A 23,548-nucleotide genomic window follows, 5' to 3' on the forward strand; every position below is an offset into this window, starting at 1 on the left:
GCCGACTTCCGAGTACGGATCGATCATGCCAAATCGAATCCCTCGCAGGCGGCTTCTTGTCACACATCCCCCGAACGTGGTTACAACGTGCGTCGAGAGACTTCGCGTGGTGTCAATATTTACTCCTCGAACCCTGGGCCAACGGTAAACGAGTCTGGTGCGCAGGGCAGTTGGTTGTGTTGACACCATTGACAGTGCTCGCCCGCAGTGTACCGACTGAACGAGAACTCAGCAATGCGGTTCATCGACGTCGTCACGTCATCTCTGACTGCTTCCAGGTCACTATCGCTGAATGTTCGGGATTCAACTTTTGGACCGATGTCTCCGACATAGGCGTATCCCGCACGTGCTACAGGTCTATCGTACAGGTCGCGGCACGCTAACAGGTAGATTGGGAGTTGTTTGTCGTCCTGTAGGTCGCGGTGGCGTTCGGTCGCCTTGTAGTCGATGACGACCAGTTCGTCGTCAGGCGTCCGGTAGATGGCGTCAATGTAGCCGACGAGTTCGTGCCCATCGATATCGAGTTCGAATTCTCGCTCCGCGTCGATGATCTCGTAACTGTGGAGATCTAACTCGAAGTACCGGTCGATGCATTGTTTTGCCGCCGGGAGCGCGTCCTCAGAGCGGCGCTGGCTGGCGAGTCGCTCGCAGATCTCGTACCACTCTTCACGGCGTTTCACATCTTGATTCGCAGCTTGCTCGGCGGTGTCGTGGAACAACAACCCGATTGTACGTTGCGACACGCCACCACCGGCGTCGCTTGTGGTCTCTTGGTAATCGGGGAACGCGTTGATCACGTACTCCAAGTAGTGACTCCGCGGGCAGTCCTCGTAGGCCGCCAGTGACGTGTAGCTGTGAGAGAGCGAGGGCGACGGTGTCGACGGGCCAGTCAGCGACGTAACTTGGAGGGCCTCCCGCTCAGTTACTGGTGAGAGATTCCCGTCGAGGGTGGCCGTTGCAAGGTTTAGCACGCGGTCACGTGCAATCTCAACGGCGAGCTCCTCCCCACCGTGCCTGACGGTCCCGCCGATATTTCCGACAGTCTCGCTGGCCAGCGTGTTCGTCCAGTCTACTGCGTCGTCCGGGAGACACTCTTGAACATCAGTCCAGAGCGGAAGATGCCCTCGCTCTGGCTGCCATGGGATTCGAGGTGGGAGAATCTCGCCGACCACTTCCGAAACCGAATCCTCGTCCGCAGCATCGTCGCCTTCCTCGCGGCCACCCTGCAGGACGAGGATGTCCTCGGCACGCGTGATTCCGACGTGGAACACGCGGCGTGTCTCACGGGCATCACGCTCGACGAAGTCCTGCGCGAACGCTGCTTCCGCGCCATCCGAGAGGCTGGTTTCGAGCGCGTCGTACGTACGTGAGCTCGGGGCCCATTCATCAGCCGTGACTTGTGGGATGAGGACGACCGGGAAGTCCAGGCCCTTGCTTTTGTGGATGGTCATCACGTTAACGGCGTCGTCGGCGACGTCCGGCTGACTTGTGGGTGTGGTGCCACTCTCGTCGAACAGGGAGTCGTAGTGTTCGAGCGAGTCGATGAACTCCGGCGTGAGCGGTGGTTGGACAGCACTGTCTCCGTACTGTTCGATGACGTCCTCCAGTTGGGCGAGATCCCGGCGCTCTTGCTCGCTGAGATACCACTCGATGTTCGTGCGGTCCGTGAGCTCGCGGTACAGGTGGCTGAGCGACGCCGAATCACGGATATCGAGTAGTTCCGTGACGTGCTCGCGGGCTTCTGCGACGCGGTCAGGCTCCTCAAACTCGTCGAGCGGCGTCTCCTGAAGCGCATCCACGAGCGGGTCGTCGCCCGCGTTGAGCGTGCGGAGGTCGGCGTCGCACAGACGGTACCGCATTAGGAGGATGCGATTCCAACTTACCTCGTCTTCGGGGCGTGCGAGCGCCTTCAGGTAGGCAGTGACGGTTCCGACGCCGACTGATTCCGTGGCCAGATCGCCAGCAACCTGGTACGGGATGCCAGCATCTTCGAACTCGTCGATGACAGGCGTCGCGTGGGCGTGCTTCCGAACGAGTAACGCGATGTCGCCTGGGTCGTACGCCTCGTCGAGGTTTTCTGCTGCGCCGCTCACCAGATTCTGGACGACGGTGCGAAGCTGGGTCGCACCATCCGCATCGTCCTCGTCCGGCAGTTCGACGGTTGCGACGGTGTCGCCGTCATACGCAGGTTCGTCGACGCGTTTCAGTGTCTTGTGTCGTTCGCGGTGATCGAGCTTCTGAATCGCTTCGTTCGCCAGGTTGAGGATCGGCTGTCGGGACCGAAAGTTTTCTTCTAACGGTTCATCTTCGAGTGTGGCGAACGCGCGGTCGAGTTCGTCAGTGATGTTGGCGACGTTCGCGCCACGCCACTCGTAGATCGCCTGATCGTCGTCACCAACAACAAACAGGTTCTCGTCGGTGACCAGCGACGTTACGAGATCGAACTGAAGCCGGTCGGTGTCCTGGAACTCGTCACAGAACACGTAGTCCCACCGATCGGCGATTTCCTCACCAACCGGCGAGTCCATCAGCGCAGCCGTCTTGACTACCAGGCCGTCGAAGTCAATGAGATTGCGCTCGTCCAGTTCTCGCTCGTACGCAACGTACCCTGCGGTGAGATCTCGGGCAGCAAGACAGTCGGAAACGAACGAGTCGAGGTGGTCCGTGAGTTCAAGATCCAAATCGTCCGGGATCCCTTTCGGAGCACCGCTTGCGTACCCTCCAAACAGGTACTTCGGGAGTTTGTACGCGTTGTCTGGCAGATCACGCTCGCCATTCTGGTGGGCCTCGAACGCGGTTTCAAGCGCATCACACAGATCGACCAGCCGGTCGAGGAAATCCCGAGCACTGGCTTCGATCCCCTCCGTTCCCAATGCATCGCGTTCCGCGGCGAGCTCATCGCGCACATCGGGGAGTGAGTCCAGCACGCTCGACACGGACCGGCCGCCGAGATTATCGCTGGCAATCGTTTCGATGCGTTCCGGCAGGTCGGCGAGATCGTAGACGCGGTCGGCGGGCCCGAGGAACGCGTCGATGTCGTCTGGCGAGATGCCGCTGCGCTTCATCGACCCGATAAAGCTGAGCAGCTTCGATGCAGCTCCGGACGCGTACCCGTCGCTGCCGTACACGTTGGGTTTGACCGACCGGTACTCGATGTCGTCCAGAACATCCAGCACGATAGCGTACTTCTCGGCGTCCGTGGCGACCTCGAAGTCCGGGGCGATCCCGGCTTCGTAGGCGTAGTCAGTGAGGATCTCGTTACAGATCGAGTGGTACGTGTACGCGTCGATGTCGTACCCCGCTGTCCCGAGTTTCGCGTTAAGCTTCTCCCGCATCGAGTCCGCCGCGTTGTTCGTGAACGTCAACGCGAGAATCCGGTCCGGCGAGACGTCTTCCTCGTCGATGAGGTGCTCGATCTTCCGCACCATCGTGAACGTCTTTCCCGTTCCTGCTCCTGCGAGCACACGCATCGGGTACGCATCGGAGTTGATGATTGTCCGCTGTTGAGGCTCTGGGGACACGTCTTCTTCCGGCACCGGGAACCAAGACGGGTACTCGGACTCGTCGCTCATCGTTGCACCTCCGTGGACAGTCGGTCAGTACACATCTCTCGGTAGTCGCAGTCCGGGCACGCCTCCTCAGTAATAAGGTCGAGCGGTTCCGGCTTGTACGTCTCACCCGTGATACCATCGTGGGCCTCCCGGATGAGCGCCCAAATCGTGTCGTAGTGGTTCTCGTAGATTTCCGTAGTTTCCCGAGGCCAGCCACGCGCGGACACGTCGTATCCGCTCGGGGTGCTCTCGAACGACGTGCTGTTGAGGATCCCGTAAAAACTGAACCGAACCTCCATCCCGTCCTCGTAGAACGGTTCGTTCTTCACGCCTTCGACGTATGTCGCCGTCTGGAACGCGTTCCGGACCCGCTTCGGTTCGTGGGCCTCTCCGTCGAAATGGTCGCCAAGGTACTCGGCCGTCCCCGACGAAAGAACCCCGTCCGTGTTCCGCTTGTAGTCGAAAATATGCAGCCCGTCATCAGTCCGGACGACGTTGTCAGCTTTCCCGTGGAGTTCTCGACCATTCACTTCGCAGTCCACCCAACATTCCGTGGCGACCGAGTAGCGAGCATGCTCGATCCCGTCACCGCCGTCCGGATCGAAGAACGACGCGATAGCAGCGCGGTTCTCAGCTCGCTGGTACTCCTGATGCGCAGCAGATTCGTAGTCATCCGGGGTACTGTGTTCGTCCCACTTCGCATCGAAGACCTGCATCGCCCGGTTGTGTATCGTCTCCGGGTCGTCATCGCGGTCAGTCGCATCACACACGTCCTCGATAGTCTCGTGGTAGATCGTTCCTTGGTTGAGATACAGTTCTGTACGGTCCGGCGCGTTCACGTCTTGCGCGTAGCGGTAGTCGTACAACCGCGGACACGTCGCGTAATTCGCTAACCGCGACGGGGAGAGCGACGAACTCATCGCCGCACCTCCCCGTTAGCGAATTCGACACGTGCACGCAACGCTTCTCGGAGCTCGTCTCCTCGGGAGCCGCTTTGTTCGAGCAGGTCCTGAATCTCACCGAGTTCCGCTTCGACCCCGTCAAGCGATACCGTCACGTCCTGACTGTTCGCGCGGCGCACCTCCGCTAACGCGTCATCAACCCGCGACAGCAGGAACTGCTCCGCCGCTTTCTCACTCGTAATGTGTGGCTCATCGGCCTCGGTCACCCACGGAAGCTCCGCATACGCCGCTGTGAGGAACCGCGACGCTTGCGTACGCTCTTCAAGGGCCGTGTCTTCGTACTCGTAGAGACAACAGTAGAGCCGCTCTGTCGCCGCGCCAGCACCGACAGCCAACCGTCGCCGTGCATGCTCCGTGTGGTAGTGGGCGAACGGTCGTCCTGACGCTGTCGACGTCGTCGGGAACGTCGCATCTACATCTGCTCCATCGAGTTCCGTTACACCAGGGTAGTCCGGCATTGACGCGACTCGCTCGCTCGGGAACAACCGTGTCAGGAACGGGTCGCCTGGGTACTCACTGTCGACGAGATTTACGAGAAAGACCGCGCGGAAGGACTCGTTCTTGATCGCTTGCAAGTGATCGACGCGGACGCCGCCGTCGAGGTCCGTCGCGCTCGTCTGGTTCTGCTGCGGTGCGTACTCGTGAGCGCGTTCGAGCATCTCCTTGAACGACTCCCACGTCGCTTCCACGAACGCGGTCTCCTCAAGAAACTCGGCCATGCGGAACGCCCGTCGGACGTTCCCGAACTGCGCCCGCGCATTCAACGGGGCCGCTCGCTCCGCGATCCGCTCTTTCAACCCCGCGTCTGTCGCCCACCAGCGGACCCCATCTTCGAGGCTGTCCATATCGCGGACGTGGTCTAAGCGCTCCGTATCGAGTTCCGGGCCGTGACCGGTTCCCTCATCCTCGTAGTCGGCAGCAAGATGTCGAACGGCAGCAAGGAGTTCCCGAATTGCAGGGTCGTCACCGAACCCAGTGACGGTCGTCGATTCAGTTGGAATCCCGGCGCGTTCGAGCGCTTCGATGGTATCCGTAACGGTACTCCCGCTTTGCTTCGTGGCGACAGCGATGTCGTCGTAATTACAGTCCAACTGTGCGACGAGGTCTTCGATCTCGTTGGCAATCTCGGCGAGTTGTTCGTCACTGGAGTCTGTAGCGAGGACGGACACCGACCCCGTTTCCGGGTCTGCCGGGGCCGTCTCGTCGGCGAAATACGCTGCTGTGGCAGCTGGTCGCGTCGAGGGCGTTCTCGATGTCCCGCGGCGAGACTCGCTGAACGAGACGTAGTCCGTGACTGGCCCTGTCTCGACCCACGTCCGGCGCACACTCGCGTTCTCTTCGGCGATACAGACGAGTTCACAGTCCCCTACGAGAGCGTCGAGATACGCGCGGTCGAGCGGGAAGAACTCCTCAAACTCGACCGCGAGCACCGCGTCGAAATCAACGACGTCGCCGCGGGCATCCCCGGTGAGGACATCAAGCGCTTCCGAGATGAGTTGCCCGCGTTCCATGTGACCGTGCTCGGCCAGCCACTCGTGGAACGCGTCAAGCGCGGCCGTGATGTCACGGAGTTCCGGGGTTTCGTCAGGCGTGACCGTCTGCCAGGAGATCGTGCCCATCACAGCGTCCACGTCCTCGATAAACGACGGCTGTTCAGACGCCCGTTGGAGGTACTCCGTTTCCCACTCGTAGTCTGCGAGGAATCGATGGAGGAGTTCTCGCCGTAGCGCGTCGGAGAGAATGACGCGGTCATCAGCCTGATTGAGGACATCGGTCGCGTGCACGACGAGCGACGTCACGTACGGCGTCGCCGCACTCGGCAGTTCCGCACCTAACGTCTCCCGGAACGTGTCCGTACTCGTCGGCGCACCCGTGATGACGAGCACATCCTCAGAATCGTGCTCGTCGAGAAGCATCCGGTATTCGTCCCGCGCTGTCCGTTCGACGTTTTCGCCCCCGAACGGTGCCGTGACTAACGTCCCGTCGAATCGCCGGTGAGATGAGTGGTCAGACATGGCGGTTACCCTCGGACGAGCCGCGTGACCCGAGACAGAACGCCGGTGTCAGCAGCTGTTTCAGTGTCGTGTCGTGCATCTTCGATGATACTGAGCTCATCTATCCAATCCTTGAACCTCTTTGCGCTTTCAAACTGGACTGCCGGCCCGTAAATATTGGCCCGGATATGGGCTGGCGTAGCCTTCTGGAACTCCCAGCACTGCTGCTGATCCAGATGCGCTGAGAAATCAGCGATGACACGTCCGTCGTCCTTGAAATCGAGTTCACATAGCCCGTCGGATAGCGCGCTGATCCACTTCCGACGTCCCGGGTCGTGTTCCTGCTCGGCGGGTTTCTCCAGCGGCACGTACTCTGGTCGTTCCTTCTCGGCATACGCGTACAGCTCCGCGAACACGTCCCGAGCATCCGCGAGTCGGTCCGACTGGTCTGGAAGCGAGATATCCCGCTGCAAGATCAAGTGAGCGAACCACGGGAACAGGTTACAGCTGTCCGCTTTCCCCGCGATTTGTGCGGCCGATTCCCGTTCGTCCTTCTCCAGTTCGGAGAAGTTGACGTTGAAATCCAGCGTCTTCATCCGCGTTCGGAGTTCGGATTTAGGCTTCGTCGAGTCGTTCGAGGAGAAGATGAACGTCGGCATCTGGATGGAGCCGTCCCACTTCCCCTCCCAATACGACTTGATGATGTCCCGGTCGATCTTCGACTTCGCCACGTCGTCAACGATGTACGGGAAAACAGTGTCCGACGCACGAGCACGCTCGATGTTGTCTTTGACGAAGTCGTCGCCGGTCGTGACCTCCTGCACGTACCCGTTCGAGATGAGCCGCGCCCCGAACCGCAGGAACATGCCCTTCCCGCTGTCGTTGTCGCCGTGTAGGAACAGGAACGGCAGATCCTTGTCCAGCTCCGCAGATTCGTATTCAGCGTAGTGATGGGCGCAGTAGTTAGCGAACGGAGCCCAGCAGAAGTAGATAACACCCTCGTAGAAGTGCGCACGCGTCTCCTTCGTCGTTCTCGTTTCCCCGAACTCTCCGACCGTTTCGACGTACTGCTCGATCAGGTCGAGCGCGTCAGCGACTTCCTGCGGGTCATCCGGGAGTGGTGCCGATAATTCGAGGACGGAGTCGTCAACCCGTAGCCCGACCGTCTTCTCTTCCTTGTCGACGTTGAGGTCAGGATACCCGGTGAAGGTCTCTTTGTACCGTGCGATACCGGCGGGTGTCGCTACGATTTCACCGTCGTTGATACGGATGTTATTGGCGGACAGCGTGTCGTCCAGATTCGAGATAGCGTCTTCGAGACCCTGCGGAGAGAGGCGCACACGCTTGTCCGGACTAATCTCTGTTGGGTCGGTATCCGTATCTTCGGCGGCGAACACCGCCTTCTCTGCTTCTTCGGCGTCAGTGACGACATTGTACGTGTTGACTTGGTCGTCGTCAACTGCTTCGTCGAGCCGGGCGTTCAGCTCGGCGACCGGGTCATCACTGAACTCGTCCCCGCCCAGCCAGATATCGTAGATTTTCGCCTCTTCTTCTGCCGTTTCAGCGTCTTCGATCTCCTCCGTGAGATCCTCCATGAACGGCGTCGCGTAGTCCTTGTGGAACGCGTAGAGTCGTTCAAACCACTCGTCGACGGGCGTGTCCCCGTCGGTACGCCAGGCCATGTTGACGTTGGTTTGTTTGCTCCCCTGCCAGGCCTGCTTGGAGAGGTTCGCCGACCCACAGATGAGTGTGCGAGATCCGTCCTGGTTCTCGACAATGTAGATCTTCGTGTGGAGGAGAACGCGCGCGGAATCGACGGTGTGAATGAGGAGATCACCGTCTCGCCGCAGTGATTCCAGTTGCGCGGCGATTTTCTTCGCGTTGTTCGTGTTCTTCAGCGACCGCCGGTAGTCGTCGTGCTGGTTGTCCCCGACGATGACCTCCAGCGAGTCCACTGAGAGGTCCCGGTTCTGAAACATCTTGTAGATGAACGCCGGGGACTGACTGTACGTGACGCAGTAGACGTGCTGGGCGTCACCGAAGTAGTTCAGGAAGCTGTCCCATGATTTGTCGGCAGCCATCTCCAGGTCGGCGGTGCTGCCGTCATCGAACTCGACTGTTGCTTCGAATTCTGTCTTGGTCATGCGAGGGTTACCGGTGTGTTGGCGGGTACGTGAGTGGTTGCGTGAATCTGTACTGGCGCATGTTCAGATGTACGGGACACCGCGGATGACGCTGCCCTTGGTGAGGTAGCCCTTCATGGCGAAGTCGGCGCACTTGTCGGCGTAGTACGTGGTGATGGGAAGCCGGGTGGACCGGCTTAGCGACCCGACGTGCGCTTCAGACAGCCAGTAGGTCTGCTCCGCGAGCGTATCGAGGTCTGTCGATCCGTGGCGTTTCACGATCTGCAGCGGTCGCGGCGTGCCTGGACTGCCCTCCTTCCCACCGGTCGTGGTCAGGTAGGAGTGGTCGCCGTTGTGGACGTGGAATGCGATGCCTTTGTCTGCGATATCGAACCGTGATTTCGATTCGTCGTACTCGGCGATGCGGGGGTTCCCGGATTTCCGGATCTCGACGAGGTCGAACCGCTGGATGAGATCGCGGGCTTTGTCGAGACGGTTGATGAGGCTCTCGACGTCGAGGTAGAACTTCCCGTCACGATGGATGACCACGTGCCGCGGCGGTCGGCCTTCCTCTTCGGCAAAGATTTCCAGGACGTGCTTGATGACGTTCGCTACGTCGTCCTCGTCGAACGTCTCGCCAGCCTGCTTCGTGACGGCCTCAGACGCGAGGATGGTTCCGTCGGCCATGATGACGTTCGCGGCCGCGCCGAGGTGTTGCTTGGTCGCGTGGTCGTACGTCACGTCGAGACCGACGAACGCGTCAACGCCCCCGGGAACGTCGTCGATACGCCACGGCACGCCGCCCGCTTTACCGATAAGCGACGAGCAGATGTTCCCGCGGTAGTTGTCGTTACCGAGGTTGTCGATGGAGATCATCTGACTCGGCACGCCGAGTTGTCCGAGTCGGCGTTTAAATTCCGGATAGGGATCGTCGTACTCCGCTTCCGCCGCGTCGTCTGCATCTGGGACGACGATCAGCGCCGCATCGTAGTCACTCGCTTTCTGCGCGTGTTGGGAGTAGTGGAACTCCGAGCCGAGTTCGTAGGTCTCCTGATCGAACGCCGTTGGACCCGCATCGTAGTCCGCGAGCTTGTTGAGCAGCGTGAGCACGTACGGCCGTGCGTCGCTCTCCTCATCTTCCGGGTACAGCGCGATGATGTCGAACGACTCAGGAGCCTTGTACACGCCGTATTCCTTCCGCTCCAGCCCGCCAGCCCCGTAGTACCCCGTATTGCCACCTCCGAACCGTAGGTTCGGGGTGTTCGGTGTCTTGTGCTCCCGGTACCCGGCGTTCGTGGGTTGGGGGACGGGGTCGAAGCTGAAGTACGGCGTCGGACCGAGCAAATCCACGAACGACGTGACGACGTTGAACCGTTCCTCGGGTTTCATCCGGCTTTCGTTGTGGATGACGTCCAGGAACGTGTCATCGACACGGCCCAACTGCTCGAACGTCGGGATGACCTTACAGTACTCCAAGAGCTGCGGGAAGATCGAATCATCGCCGCTCCCGTACTGCAGATCAGCGATGATTGGGTCACCGGCCCGCATCGAGTTGATGACGTCCTGCTCGACGTGCTTCTCGTGGTACTCCGACATCGGGACTCCCGGCCCGTCCAGCACATCATCGTAGTCCATATCAATGACCTCCTTGACCGTTGCCGTGCGAGCACTGTCGTAGAGGTCAGTGTCGTGCTCGACGGTCACCTCGGCGATGTCGTGTCCACGCTCAACCCACTCGGCAGCGGAGAACGTCGATTCCAAGTGGTACGCGACGTTCACGCCACAAATCACGGTCCCGTCAGCATCAACACGAATCCGGCACTTATACTTCCGATATGCTTCGAACAAGCCGCTGTTTGCGGTTCGCTGCGGGGTAGGCTCGATGATCGAATCGATTCCCGACACCTCGAAGCGACCAGCAACAGCACGCTTCACGTCCTGCTTGACGAACTCTTGGAGCGGTCCGTCGTCCGTGTACGAGCGCGCCTCCAGGGTCGTTTCTCCTTGGTGGATGGGTTCGATGGTGTACCCGTGGATCGAGATCGTACTGTGGAGCTTCTCAGTCGCGTAGATACGCCGCCGGGACGCATCAGCTGTCGTAACTGGGCTGTTACTCCGGGACTGGTAGTAGTTCGCTGCTTTCGCCGTGAACCCCTCGATCCCGTTCGTGAAGTCATCCGGGTCGAGCCCGCCGCTTCCGGTTGCGCGGAGTTCATATTCGTGGACGGTTAGTTCCGGCAGGTCCCCGAGCTCGAACTGTAGCAGGTAGTTCCCGTCCGACAACGGCTGTTGGTGTAACAGTTCACCGCCACCATCTGCCGTCGGTCGTGGCTCGCTCGTCACTTCACTCCCCCGAACGAACTCCGACTCATCGCTTGAATCTGCCTCCGTTGAAGATTCGCCAGCGTCACTTTCGGAGGACTGCGCAGCCGATGTGTTCTCTGCCCCGCTGCTCTCGGCTTCGGCAGGTGGCTCGTCAAGCGGCGTGACGATCAGATCATACCCCGGGTTGAGTTGCATCTCACCGCGGTATTCGTTCCCGACTACGTTCTCCAGAACGTACCAGCGCCCGACCTCCCACTCGAAATCCGCAATCTCGTTATTGTGGAACACGGTCAGTTCCACTGGCGTCCCTTCGACATCCGCCAACTGAACTTTCCGAGCGATGGCGTCGTGGTCCCACTCGTCAGTCCCTGTGACGCGCAGTGAGATATCGACCTGTTCCCCATCCTCGATGTCATCCTTCACTGCCATCTACACCGACCAACGAACTCCCAGAATAAATAGATTGCCACTAGGCGAATCTGAAACACGAAAAATAAATTTTAGCGTGAACACAACGGCTTAACACCTCCATTGATGGTTCAGGAGACGCTGCGGAGACAGCACTGGACAACGACGATGTCGGAGGCCTTCCTCACAACCCGCGGCGAACAGACATTTTATGACAGAATTGAAAATAGGGACATCAGGATGCGTGAATATTTGTACTAGCGCAGAATAATCAGCCCTATGCTCGGGACAGGGACCGCAGAAGAATTCATCGACGACGCCGAACACCACAACCAGTGGTGGAGTAACGGCACTTCCCCGGAACTATCGCAGGCCACAGACCTCATCCCTCGCTCAGATTTCCACCGCGTCCTCAAGGGAACAAACACCCACTACACTGACGATGTCGAGAGTCTCGTCTACGCGATTCACGGACAAACTGGCATTGGGAAAACCACGCTTCTCCACCAACTCATCGCAGCTCTCCTCGACACAACGGACTTCCCACACCAAAACCAAGACCTCGAACTCACCTCCGCACTCTCCCCCAGACAAATCCTCTACCTCCCTTTAGAAGACTCTCTGTATCAGTTGGAACGACCAGGCGACGATATCAAACGCCTCAGCCAGGTCATCGACTACTTCCAGACCCACGTCGCACCCCGTCAAGGACAAAAATTCATCCTCCTCGACGACGTCCAAGCCCTTGACCTCGACGAGAACCGCAAAGCAGAGCTACTTGACCTTATCGACGACAATACGTACGTATTCCTAACCGGCAACGTCCGCGCGCAGGTCAACCTCTCCACCGCCGAAACCGCCGACACCGTCGATGAATTCGAAGGCCCATGGCCCATCCTCCCAATGAAATTCATCGACACCGTCCAAACTGGCGAAGGCCTGGGCGTCACATTCACTGAGGAATTCCGAACCCAACTCGAACAATTCCAATCACCTGACTTAGACGGCCCATCACCGATCAAAACAATTCGGACCGGACTTTCGGGAGCAAATTCGGAAACTAGTCTCGACACAGCTGTTGAGACGCTCTCAGAACTCTGTTTCGACATTTTTGACGAGGACGACCGAAACAACCTCCACGACGCTGCGCGCGCATACCTCCGAACAGGCGGCACCCTCCACCAAACAGACGACCCGTCAATCCGGAACGACCTCTCAAAATCCCACTTCCTCCTCTTCCTCTACAAAGAACTCGCCAAGCACCGATCCATCCAACAACCCGAAAACCTCCACCGACTCAGTTCCATCGCCGCAACCAACGCCGGTGAAGAACTCCAGTACACCGATCTCAGCGACCAAATCGGCGTCGACAGGCGAACCGTCGACAACTACCTCGACGTGCTCGACGAAGGCATCGCCGTCACCGAATCCCACGACTACTCCCTGCGCCGCTACCGCCGCACCCGCTTGTACCTCCGCAACCCACGCCACCTCGTCCTCCTCTCCCAACGCCAGGAACACCACGGCTTCGAAGCGTACGAACGACAAGACACCCTCAACCACGAATTCGAATACAAACTCGCCCGCACCGTCGCCTTCGACCACGCCAAACGCCTCGCCTTCAACGTCGGAGCATACGACGTCGAATACACCGAAACCGAATCCGGCCTCGTTGACTACATCCTCCACCGCAACGGGCACGTCCTCCCCTTCATCCTCTCCTACCACCCACACACTGGCAACGCCGAAACAATCGCCGAAGAATTCACCCCCGAATCCGGCCAGCACACCGAATCCGACAGTGAAGAGCTCCAAGAATTCGACTACCAAGCACCCTACCGGTTCGTCATCACCGACAGCTTGCCAAAAGAAGTTAGAGAGGAGGAATCCCTAGTCATCGAGAAAGACGAGACCAGTATCTGCTATCTCCCATTCTGGTTGTTCTTACTGATCTGCTGAGAAAGCCCCTGCGGTCTCTGTCGGCGGCCTGTTCCGTATTGCGAGTCGTGCCCCCACGGCTCTCTTAGGGGATGTATTCGTTCCAGCGTCGCAGTTTGTCGGCAAAGCGTCTATACCTCCGCGTTGAGTTGTCCGGAGATGATGGTATGGCTGAGACTGACGACTTGCGGCGGGAATTGAAGACTTTCACACGCCGATGGGAGCAACTTACCGCGGTTCCCGAGACACCTCGCTCGCTGATGGACGTGATCGAATACTCGTTAGGAACGCAACGGAAGGCCGAGGTGTACATCAACCGGCTCTTCGCATACTTCCTCAATCCGGAGCAGCCCCACCGGATGAACGCGGAATTTCTCCGCGTATTTCTCAATAGCCTACCCAGCACGTGTGGATTCGAGGAGGATGTCCACGATCTCTCCGATGTTGTCGTCGATGATCAAGTACGGCTCACTGAGCAGGTCGACGGAGAAACAGTGTCGTCAGGATTCGTCGACTTAGCAGTTCAAGTCCCGAACGAATGGTTCCTTCTGGTCGAACTCAAATTCTCTGCTGAGGACACGCAAACGGAGTTCTATCGACAGGACGTTACGCACATCGACGGTGTTCCGAAGGACGACTACGAGTCTGGCGCGTACTATCTCTATCTACATCAAGGGGACCGACCAGACGCGAACGATCCAGAATTCAGTAACTGGACGTGGACAGCCTTCGTCGAAACCGTCCTGACAGACTTTATTGTCGATAACGCACCCCGGTACCCACAACGAACAGTCGTACAGCTTCACGAATTCGCTGACGATATTCGATCCATCACAGGTATGTCAGACCCCACTGACAACGTTGACGAAAAGATCGAACTGTATCTCGACCACTACAAGGCCATTGCTGACGTAACCGCCACGTTCGAGAACCAGTGGGAGACGTTCTCTCATAACTGGCCCTCACGCCTTTCTGACCGTCTCGTCACCGCCGATCAAGGATCGATCCGCTCGGAGAACGACTACCACGTATTATTCGAGTGCTCGAACGACGCTGTCGGGGACTGGTGGTTCCGCTCAACGAGTTCCGATTGGGGGATGATCTTCAAACACGGCTGGTGGCGACACACCGATGACCTCTCTGACGTGCTCCACGAGCGACCCGACAATCGGAACGATGCCAGAATCGGGTTCCACCACCGCCTCGAAAACGACCGTGAGCAAGCACTCCGAGACAACACGCTCACACTGTATTTCCGAAACATGGGGGCCAACGATCAATCCTTCATCGATGCTGTTTCTGACCACTTCGATGCGCAAGCAGATGCTATCGAAGCCACGCTGCCGGATACTGCCAGCCTCACCGGAAACAAACGCAATATGATCTCAGCAGAGTACGATATCGCTCCCGACGAGTATGATGACTTTTTCGCGGCCTATATCGCGGCACTCGAAGAAGGATTCACTGACCTCGTTGTTGACAACCCCAAACTAATCGCTCTCCTCGACGACATCTACACTGACGCCGTCACAGAGGTCTACGACACCAAGATCACAATGAGTCCCCAACAAAACTGAGTTCGAAGCTCGTGTCGTGCTGACTTACAATACTGCTCCTGGTGATTCCGGATACTGAATGATTTTCACGTCTTCGTCGCGGTTAGCGGGTGTTTCGCGCGCTAACTCGTCGACGAACAGCAGCCCCTTGACATCGACTGACTCCAGTAGGTCTTCTGCGGATTCAACGTACTCATCAGTCGCCGACTGTTTGACAAACGCCATGTACTCCAGTAGTTCCCGGAGCCCGGTTGCGACGTAGTCGGTATTCTGCGTGTACTTCACTTCACCAAGGAACACTTGTTCAAGTTCCATCCCGCCAGGCTCTGTCTCTCGGTATCTCTCTAAAACGATATCAGGACGGCCGCCCCACAGTGAATCACTGCCGCCACGCCCAAGCAGATCCTCAGAAATCGTTTGCCACCGGGAGAGCACCTCGTTCATACGGTACAAGTACCCGTCAGGCTCGATATCTTCAGAGCCAATTGATTCGCTGAATGAAAGCCCTTGACCGGTCGCATCGTGAGACAAGACGAACCGTGACCCGTCCTGGTCCCACGTAGCAATCGTCGACGGACTATCTCGACTGTCAGTCAACACCCGATACTCCACGCCCTCGTACGAATCAAGTACGCGGAACACCCAGTACAGTTCGAACAGTGTGTCCGTGTTCGCTGGCGCAATGAGTGTGTGATTCAATATATCGCGCGCCTCGGTACTGTCCAACTCGTGGTTCATCAACTGCCGATACCGATCCAGCAAGACCGCTGCATCCTGATAGAACTGCGAGCGCGAGCGCTTGACTGACTCGATGGTCCTGTCTGTGATATCGGTATCAGCGACGTTGATCCGCTGCAGGTAGATGTTCTGCTCGTAAATCCGGTCAAGCATCTCCGCTGCTGACTCTACACCCCGACCACTCCCACCTGTGTGCGGCATCACCCATTCGTTCAGCCAGTCATACCCCTCCGGGTTGTCCAGCGCGTACGCAAGGTCATCCGTAACGATCTCGTGAATAATCGTCAGTAACCGTTTCAGCACGAGATTCTCGTCGATGTTATAGTGCTCTTCAGGCTGCGTACACACAAACAGCGGCTCATCCAGCCGACCAGCGCGTGCCCGTGTCTTCACCGTTCCCTGCCAGTCAATCTGTCCGCGGATCTCACCACGGTACTGGAACGACTCCGGAGCGGTTGTCGTCTTCATCTGCCGAATCCGATCCTCCAACTGCCGCATAAAATCCAGGACACCGACTTCCGAGCTGTCGTCTTCAGCATCGGTCAAGACGAAGTGAATCCGAAGCAGCGTTTCGATGTCGTCGATATCAAGATCCGCATGCGCCGACCCGATGACTCGATCGAATCGAACGCCTTTCCGAAGATACGTCTGAAAATCATCGGCAATCTCTCCCAACAACGCCTCTTCAGTCGTCTTCGCCATCTTCAGTTACTCTCCCCCACCCGGCTGCAGGTCAATCTGGAAGAAATCACGTGCAACTGTCCACAACTCACCCGTCTCGTCGTCAACAATCTCGTCAAGCGCCCCGATCAGCTGCTCTAACTCGTTTCGCCGCAGCCCCTCCAACTGCGGAAACACGTACATAATTATCGGCGAAACATAATCCGCGGTCCCCGTTGAGGAAGCAGCTGCAACGTGTTCATAAATGTCTTCAACGATGGCTGGCCCGATAGCTCGCTGCTCATTAACCGCTCGCCAAATACGCCCGACCGTCTCGTAGTGCTGGTCTGCATCCGGCACGCCACCGTTTGCCGCCCAGACTGCGACATAGTCCGCGACAAGTGATTCGAGTGCAGAATCATCACCATCCTCACGGGCAGGCAAATCAGGAATTCCAACAGGGACGAACGCCCAACGCCGCATAAACGCGTAACTCATCTCGTACAGCGACGTCTTGTCGAGCGTGTTCATCGTCGCCAGCATCCGCCAGTCCTCAGGGATGAAAAACCGGTTCTGCCCGATCTCCTCGTGGCCACGGGACGCGTCGAGGATTTCAATCGGATCCCCGTCAGCGTCATCGAACGGTAACGTGACGCTCTCTCCCGTCAACGCCGAGAACAACGACCCGAATGCCTTGTCGATATCTGCCCGGTTGAGTTCGTCAATGACCAACCACTCATTCGCTGGAGTCCCGTCGCCATCTGCTTGGAACCGGTCCAACACAACACCCGGCTCGAATTCAAGCGTGTTCTGCGTGGTCGTTTGATACCCGCCGACCGTGTCGAACGTCGACCAATCAGCCGACGCTGTCACGAGCTCGTATTTATCTTCCCCGACTGTCTCCTCACACACCTGACGTGCCAGCTTTGTCTTCCCAGTTCCCGGTGGGCCAAACAACAAAACATGATTCCCGTTTGCTAACGCTTGCTCCACCCGTGACCGAATTCGCTCCCATTCCTCCTCCGGGAAATGCAAGTGCTCCTGCTCAACCGCAATCTCCGAGTCCGGGACCGTAAGCTCCGAAGCAAAGTCATCAAACCGCGTCATTTCGCATAACTCCAGAATCCGCTCGTACTCACCCTCTGTGAGTTGCGTGATGACGAAGCTGTTGTCAGATTCAACGAGTCGGCTTCCATCTAACTCCGCGTCTGACTTCACATCCCGCCAACTTGCTCCATCTACTGACTCCTCCCATTGGAGCGTGATGCCTTGCACGGGTTCAGAATTACCGGACGTAGAAGCCTCCTCGTGAAATCCACGCACAACATGCGCTCGCCCGACAATCTCCTTCACCGGCGCAATCTGATATATTAATACCTGATCCCCTGGCATCGCCTCCTGATACGCCTCCAGATTCCGTCGCGTTTCACCAGCTGAATTTGTCACCTGATAAAACGACTCACCGCCCTCTTGATGCCAGTCAGTTGCCTCAGCATTCACCCAGAAGTACTGCGTTTCCCCTTCCGGCTCCGGCGGTTCTATTCCTGCTGCGTCCAAAAGAAATGCACCAGCTTCCGGTGTGAGGTGGCAAAGATACGCCTGCAACACCTTCCCAGCGTCATTCAATGGGTACCTGGTTTTCTCCTGCCGGACCTCCGGATCAAGCAGCCCGTCCCGAATCTCGTTTAGCGGCACTGGATCACTTAATCGGTCTGTCGACAGATTGACGAAGAAGTGTTGTTCACCGTCGAATTCATCCTGATACGCTTCCGCCTCAACGACTGAACACGCACGGATCTCCTGATTCGCGTAGTGGAAAACGACATCCCCCGGATCCAAAACTGTGAGATCGCGTTGCCACTTCGTATCCGTTGATCGAAGATACTCCCCATCTAATTCTTCGTCGTGTGTTTGATTCACCCAATAAAAATCGATGTCGTCCGCGACGTCAGGTAATGCATCGGGTTCGACTGCGTCAGGAGCGAGAAGATCGCTCCAACTCCAAATCATCGTTTGGACGTGCAGCATCGACGGGTCCTCCACCCGCCCTTCAAGCCGCGTTAACAGTTGCGCACACGCCTCGTTTAATTCCTGATACTGACGCGCATTGAACCCTTGATTCACCTTATAGTCCGCGAACTCACCGAAGAAATCCCGCATCTGCGTCCACTTGTAGTGAACATACTGATCTGGATGGACAAACATCAGAAGACACCCACCGAGTCCAAGCAGCGAACCAGGCGCACTCCCAGCTTCCACATCCGCGTAGAACTCCCGAAACCGGTCTAACCGCTCAACGAGATCTTCAGTCGGATCAAAGAAAAACGAAAGCGTATCCGCAGTTGCTTCAACGTCCGCTTCAGAAACCTCTTTGAACTCATGCCACGCTACACCGCCATTCTGCCCACCACCTAACATATACGCCGGGATTTTCGTGTCGATACTCACCTGCTCATCAAGAACTTCAAGCAGCACCGGAACATCACTCGGCGATAACTCCGTCACCTCCGTGTCCGCTAAGAATTCTGCTTCCAAATGCCGCTGATAATCCCATTTCCACGTCTCCCACCCAACAGGCGACGCCGCACCTTCCTCATACCCACCAGCATCCCACACCTCAACAAACCGATCAACAACATTATCGATTCCATCAAACACAATCTCAGAAGACGATTCACTCATTCATCAACACTGTCTCATCTACTCGCTTAAACGTACCCCAACGAAAATACGACGAGGAGTCATTCTGGCCACAGGGACTCTCGTGGGTGGGGTAAGTATCGTCCAACGGGCCCAGTCGTTCGCAAGTTCACCATCTGAGTTACCGGCAGAATTCCAAGATGCCAGTCTATGATCACCACCTCTGCTGCGTATTCCAGGTCTGGGGTTCGGCGGCCGCGGTGCTCTGCAACGACGTTGTATAACGCCTTGAGCGTAGATGTCGTGATGGTCGCTTCGACGTCGTCACTTACATCGCACGTAACATGTTCGTCAATGAACCATGCCGCGGCCCTGTATGCTTCAATGTAGAGGGGGCCTCTTCGTGATCTCGGTAACCTTGGGCATAGAGCACGAAGAGGACGTAATTGGCGTATTTACCAGGACGTAGTGGATTTGCTGGAGGTGGCGCATCTCAGATAAGATATTATTGATGTTATGTGTGGGCGACACAAAAAGATGCTCAACAATCCGGGCACCGATAACTACCGGAACATTTTGGAAGCCTGGCTGAGTGAATGATGACGTAATAATAACCGCCCCATGAATTTAACTAAATTTCAAGTCGAGACATTCAAACCGATAGAAGAGGACGGCTTCGAATCGATTGAAGAACTCTCAGTACTGATCGGAAAAAACGACGCAGGCAAATCGTCGTTTCTGGAAGCGGTTAGGATCTTCCTCAAGGAGAAGGGGAAGCCCGAGCCCAGTCACTTCCACATGCGCGAAGCGGAGGAGATCGTCTTCTCTGGCCGCTTCGAAGGAGTGCCAGATGAACTCTCAGAGCAGCTCACTGATTCTGTCGACACGTCGGACGGGACTCTGAAAATCGTCCGAAAGTACAGCGAGAATGGGGAGCGGGCTCCATCCCGAACGACACTATTGGGAGAAGACGAGCAGGAAACGCTAGGTTCCGGGACAATCGTAAAGGATGGCGAAGAACTCAATAAGGTTCCGTCACGTGAGCGAATCTGGTCATACCTTCCCGAACCTATCTACATTCCCGCGGAGCGGAATATCTCCGAGCAGACAAAGTTCAAGTCAGACACCTGGATCGACCGCCTGCTGAGTCCCCTCCTCAACGATAGCGAGTCGCTCAGCGCAAAGCGCGAATCACTGGAGGAGGAACTTCAAGACGAGATGGGGGTTCTCTCCGGTCTAATCGAAGACCGACTGGTGAGCCGACTGGACTCGATCAGTGAAGTGGAAGTTGATCCTGGGGCAATTGACTTGGGAAAAGCGTTCACTCCCTCGATTACGGTCAAGGATCACTCGACCGAAACGTCAGTCCCGGTTGGAGAACGAGGCTCGGGAGTGGGGAGCATGTTCGTTCTTTCACTGGTTGAGGCTTACCGAGAACGGCACGTTGACGAGGGGTATTTCCTACTCTTCGAAGAGCCCGGAGTTTGGCTCCACCCAGAAGCGAAACGAGAGATGCTGGGCTCGCTTAAACAGATTGCCCAGTCCGGGGGACAAATAATGCTATCCACACACTCACCTATCTTCATCGATCGTCGAGGTCATGGAGACCTCCATCTTGTGCAACGAGAAGGCGGAAAAACATCGATTCGGATGATCAACGAAGACTATCTCTCCGCAGTAGAGGAACTTGGCGCTCGAAACAGTGACATCCTCCAAAGCGACTTCGTCATCTACACTGAGGGCCCCAGTGACGCGAGTATTCTCAGAACCGTGGCACGAGAGTACGTAGAAGACTGGGAGCGGAAGAACATCACAATTCAGCACCTCGGGGGGACAGGCAACATCCAGAGCTGCAACCCGGAAGACTTGCAAGGGATCAATCACAACTTCTGCTTCTTGCTGGACAGCGACCGCCGGTCCGAAGATACCCGTCCTTCAGATACCGTACAACAGATTCAGGACGACTGTAGAGAACTTCGAGCATTCGTTCATATCCTGGAAAAACGGGAGATCGAGAACTACTTTTCGCCGACTGGAATCAACCAAACGCTCGGTCTCGACGTAGGTCCAGATTTCGTTGGAAGCTACGAGGACATCCCCGAGAAACTCCATTCAGAGATTGCAGAGACACATATTGGGGAGGAGGGAGCATCCGTAGAGGATCGACAGTGTGACGCGTGCGGCAATATCACTGCTCCTGACGCTGGCAGGCAATATGACAAGAAACGGGGCACAGAAATCGTCGAAGCGATGTACAGGGAAGGCGAAGAAATCGAGGAACTTCACGATTTCTTAGATCGCGTCGCTGAACAGTTGTCATAGTCATTCTTCGAATAGTTTCTGTTAACTTTTAGTAGCTAACTCTTCGATTGTTTCCCGATTGAGCGACTCGACCATCTTATACCGAACACGGTAACGGGGGTACGATTCTCAGTCCTCACGCCAACTAAAGAGTTTCCGGACGGCGACACCTGCGGCCTCGGCTCCGCCCGTGCCATCTACGAGAACTTCGAAGCCCTCGCCGAACGCGCCCGCGACCAACTCCGCGACTGCCACTGCGGCCAACCCAACGGCTGCCCCGCCTGCACCTTCGACGAAAACTGCGGCAACGATAACAAACCCCTCCTCCGCGCCTCCGCCATCGACGTCCTCAACCAACTCCTCGGCGCGGAAGACCGCGACGGGCTCGCCGAACACCTCCCCGACGACGAACACGGCAGCGACCGCCGCCCCGTCGTCTTCTACTCCTAAAACAAGATCCGGATTACGTCGATTCCAAACTAGGATTGAGCTTCAATCGGTATAGATCTACATTATCATCCGCTACTGCACGCTTCACCCGTGTAGAGAAGTCCTCCGCGATCAGGATACCTCGTACCTCCTCCTCATCCTGAGTCTCACGCTTCAAATCATTCATATATCCCTTGATCTGACCAACTGCACTATCGTCTGCCTCGCCCTTTTTCAGCTCCACAACTACCCAGCCATCCGAATCTTCAGCGAGGACATCGATATCACCAACAGGAATCGGAGATTCATGCTCTGTAACCGTGAGGCCACTATCTATTTTCTGAAGATTCCTCATCGCCCAAACATGCATATCGTCCTCCGATGATCCTAGCGAGATCGTCGATTCAATTTCCTCGGTCGGAATCTCTGGTGCTCGATTCACCGCCGCTTTGAGATCCTCCCGGGAACCACCAAAGTTAGCTAATGTAGCTGGCGTATAGACTTGAGGGCAGTCAGAGGGCAGTTCGTCCTTAGATACTGGAGTGCCCCAGTCATACCATCTGACGGTACGGTGGTATCGATGGTCATCGAATGGCAGGTTGGGGTGCCTAACGTATTCCGGCTCACCGACCTCACCAACGCCCACTACCAGTCCTTTCGGATTCGGTGCATAGACGATCACTGTGTCGCCTTTGCGCATTCCATCTCCGCGTTTTGTCTTACCCAGAAAACGGGCTACTTGGCGGCCAGCGCCCGCATCCTTGCTTTTATCTACGATCTTCTCTGCGCTTTGATCCCGGAAATCACCAACTGAGCGTGCCCACCCGACCGTGACAATGTCCTGTTCAAGCCAATCGATAGCTAACGACCCACCATGGCCAGCGGTCATCCTCCACCAATTGATATCTTGATTTACCATAGCACGACGAACTTGTAGAACTCATTTAAATTTGAATGTCCAGACATCGGTAGTAGGAATATTCCAGTATGACTGTGAGCAATTTGGCAATAAATTAGTCCGGGTAAACGTTATACTGTAGCTGGTAGCTATTTTAGTTGTAGTTGGAATATTGCCGTGAGTGAGAAATTCACCGCCGGGGATCAAACTGAGTCAGAGGAGGCAGATAGTTCGCAAGTCGATGAAACCCCGGAGCTCCAGCCCTCCCGTCAACAGGAGCGTGACCATTCCCCGGATGCGTATTCCTCGGGGTATGATCCGTTTGGTGAGACTCGCGTCGGCATTGGTAGTGCTGGCGGAGAGGTAGAGAAACTCATTCGGCACAATGAAGGCCGGCATCGTTCTGACGGCAATCACAGTACCCGTGAGGCAATCCGCGATAAGGTTCGTGTGACCGAGGCTTTCTGCTCTGCGCTCGATATCCCCGCCCATCAGCAACAAGCGGCAGTCACCGCGATGGCGACGATGAATCTTGATCGATTCGGTCGGCAGAAACGCCTGTCAAAAGTTGCCCTCGCCACGATCAAAGTCGTCGTCGAGTGGGACCGGTTTAATCGGATTCCTGATGAGGCATTGCCGGACCTCGATGCCGACCGACTCCCGCCGCGGATGCTGGAACAAGACGATTTCCAAACTCTGCTGGAGGAACAAGAGGTTTCGAAATCCGATCTCTATAGCGTTTCACAACTCGTCAAACGCGAACTCAAAAAACACGATCACTTCCCACTATGACTGCGGCTTCGTGCCCGCCGAATTCGCCAAAGAAGCCTCATCGGACAACGGTACTCCCCTATTTCTGCCGGTAAATGCTCAATGGTTATTATATGTGGGTCCAGAATATTCGGGAATAATTTTCTTTTAAGTATTCCCTGCGACAATATGCGAGATGAGGGTCGTCGGTCGTCGGTTCCGCCATAAGGCGGAGCGACGGCCTGCTGCCAATTATCGCGCGAAGTTCGCCAGCC

General features: G+C 56.8%; 12 protein-coding genes and 1 pseudogene. 5 read left to right on the forward strand and 8 right to left on the reverse strand.

Features of this window, described 5'->3' with window-relative positions; genetic code table 11:
* Positions 1-119 precede the first annotated feature (119 nt).
* The 5 genes from DVR07_RS05240 to DVR07_RS05260 all read right to left on the reverse strand — a co-directional run bounded on the left by DVR07_RS05240 (position 120) and on the right by DVR07_RS05260 (position 11,384).
* The gene (locus DVR07_RS05240; protein ID WP_115795699.1) at positions 120-3,572 is read right to left on the reverse strand and encodes an ATP-dependent helicase; all 3,453 of its coding nucleotides are present in this window, start codon (positions 3,570-3,572) and stop codon (positions 120-122) included.
* Entirely contained in the window at positions 3,569-4,471 is a 903-nt protein-coding gene (locus tag DVR07_RS05245) for a RecB family exonuclease (protein WP_115795700.1), read from the reverse strand. The genes DVR07_RS05240 and DVR07_RS05245 overlap by 4 nt, the downstream gene beginning before the upstream one ends.
* Positions 4,468-6,528, reverse strand: coding sequence for a DNA helicase UvrD (locus DVR07_RS05250; protein WP_165881729.1), 2,061 nt, complete (start codon positions 6,526-6,528; stop codon positions 4,468-4,470). Before DVR07_RS05250 ends, DVR07_RS05245 begins: the two co-directional genes overlap by 4 nt.
* 5 nt (positions 6,529-6,533) lie before the next feature.
* On the reverse strand, positions 6,534-8,651 hold the full coding sequence (locus tag DVR07_RS05255) for a phospholipase D-like domain-containing protein (protein WP_115795702.1): 2,118 nt from the start codon (positions 8,649-8,651) through the stop codon (positions 6,534-6,536).
* Between the two features lie 63 nt (positions 8,652-8,714).
* Complete coding sequence (locus DVR07_RS05260; protein ID WP_115795703.1) at positions 8,715-11,384, reverse strand: Piwi domain-containing protein; 2,670 nt, start codon at positions 11,382-11,384, stop codon at positions 8,715-8,717.
* Between the two features lie 258 nt (positions 11,385-11,642).
* Between DVR07_RS05260 and DVR07_RS05265 the strand changes: the two genes are divergently transcribed.
* Positions 11,643-13,322, forward strand: a complete 1,680-nt coding sequence (locus tag DVR07_RS05265; protein ID WP_115795704.1) for an AAA family ATPase — start codon at positions 11,643-11,645, stop codon at positions 13,320-13,322.
* A gap of 146 nt (positions 13,323-13,468) precedes the next feature.
* A complete protein-coding gene (locus tag DVR07_RS05270; RefSeq protein WP_205254481.1) occupies positions 13,469-14,878 on the forward strand; it encodes a PD-(D/E)XK nuclease family protein in 1,410 nt (469 codons plus the stop codon).
* Positions 14,879-14,902: 24 nt separating this feature from the next.
* Here the strand turns inward: DVR07_RS05270 and DVR07_RS22310 are convergent, their stop codons facing one another.
* Positions 14,903-16,297: a hypothetical protein gene (locus DVR07_RS22310; protein WP_115795705.1), complete on the reverse strand. Its 1,395-nt coding sequence runs from the start codon at positions 16,295-16,297 to the stop codon at positions 14,903-14,905.
* A gap of 6 nt (positions 16,298-16,303) precedes the next feature.
* Entirely contained in the window at positions 16,304-18,937 is a 2,634-nt protein-coding gene (locus tag DVR07_RS05280; RefSeq protein WP_115795706.1) for an AAA family ATPase, read from the reverse strand.
* Between the two features lie 579 nt (positions 18,938-19,516).
* Between DVR07_RS05280 and DVR07_RS05285 the strand changes: the two genes are divergently transcribed.
* Both DVR07_RS05285 and DVR07_RS22585 read left to right on the forward strand, forming a co-directional pair.
* Positions 19,517-21,217 carry an ATP-dependent nuclease gene (locus DVR07_RS05285; RefSeq protein WP_115795707.1) on the forward strand — a complete coding sequence of 567 codons (1,701 nt, stop codon included), beginning with the start codon at positions 19,517-19,519 and terminating at the stop codon, positions 21,215-21,217.
* Between the two features lie 138 nt (positions 21,218-21,355).
* Positions 21,356-21,646: pseudogene (locus DVR07_RS22585) on the forward strand (Zn-binding domain-containing protein); the annotation flags it as partial.
* 13 nt (positions 21,647-21,659) lie between these two features.
* On the opposite strand, the gene DVR07_RS05295 reads toward DVR07_RS22585, so the two are convergent.
* Positions 21,660-22,544, reverse strand: coding sequence for an endonuclease NucS domain-containing protein (locus tag DVR07_RS05295; protein WP_115795708.1), 885 nt, complete (start codon positions 22,542-22,544; stop codon positions 21,660-21,662).
* 156 nt (positions 22,545-22,700) lie between these two features.
* On the opposite strand from DVR07_RS05295, the gene DVR07_RS05300 reads away from it, so the two are divergent.
* The gene (locus DVR07_RS05300) at positions 22,701-23,315 is read left to right on the forward strand and encodes a DNA-directed RNA polymerase subunit epsilon (RefSeq protein WP_115795709.1); all 615 of its coding nucleotides are present in this window, start codon (positions 22,701-22,703) and stop codon (positions 23,313-23,315) included.
* The last annotated feature ends 233 nt before the right edge of the window (positions 23,316-23,548 follow it).

Origin of the sequence: Halorussus rarus, from assembly GCF_003369835.1 — an archaeon.
In the GTDB taxonomy this organism is placed as follows: domain Archaea; phylum Halobacteriota; class Halobacteria; order Halobacteriales; family Haladaptataceae; genus Halorussus; species Halorussus rarus.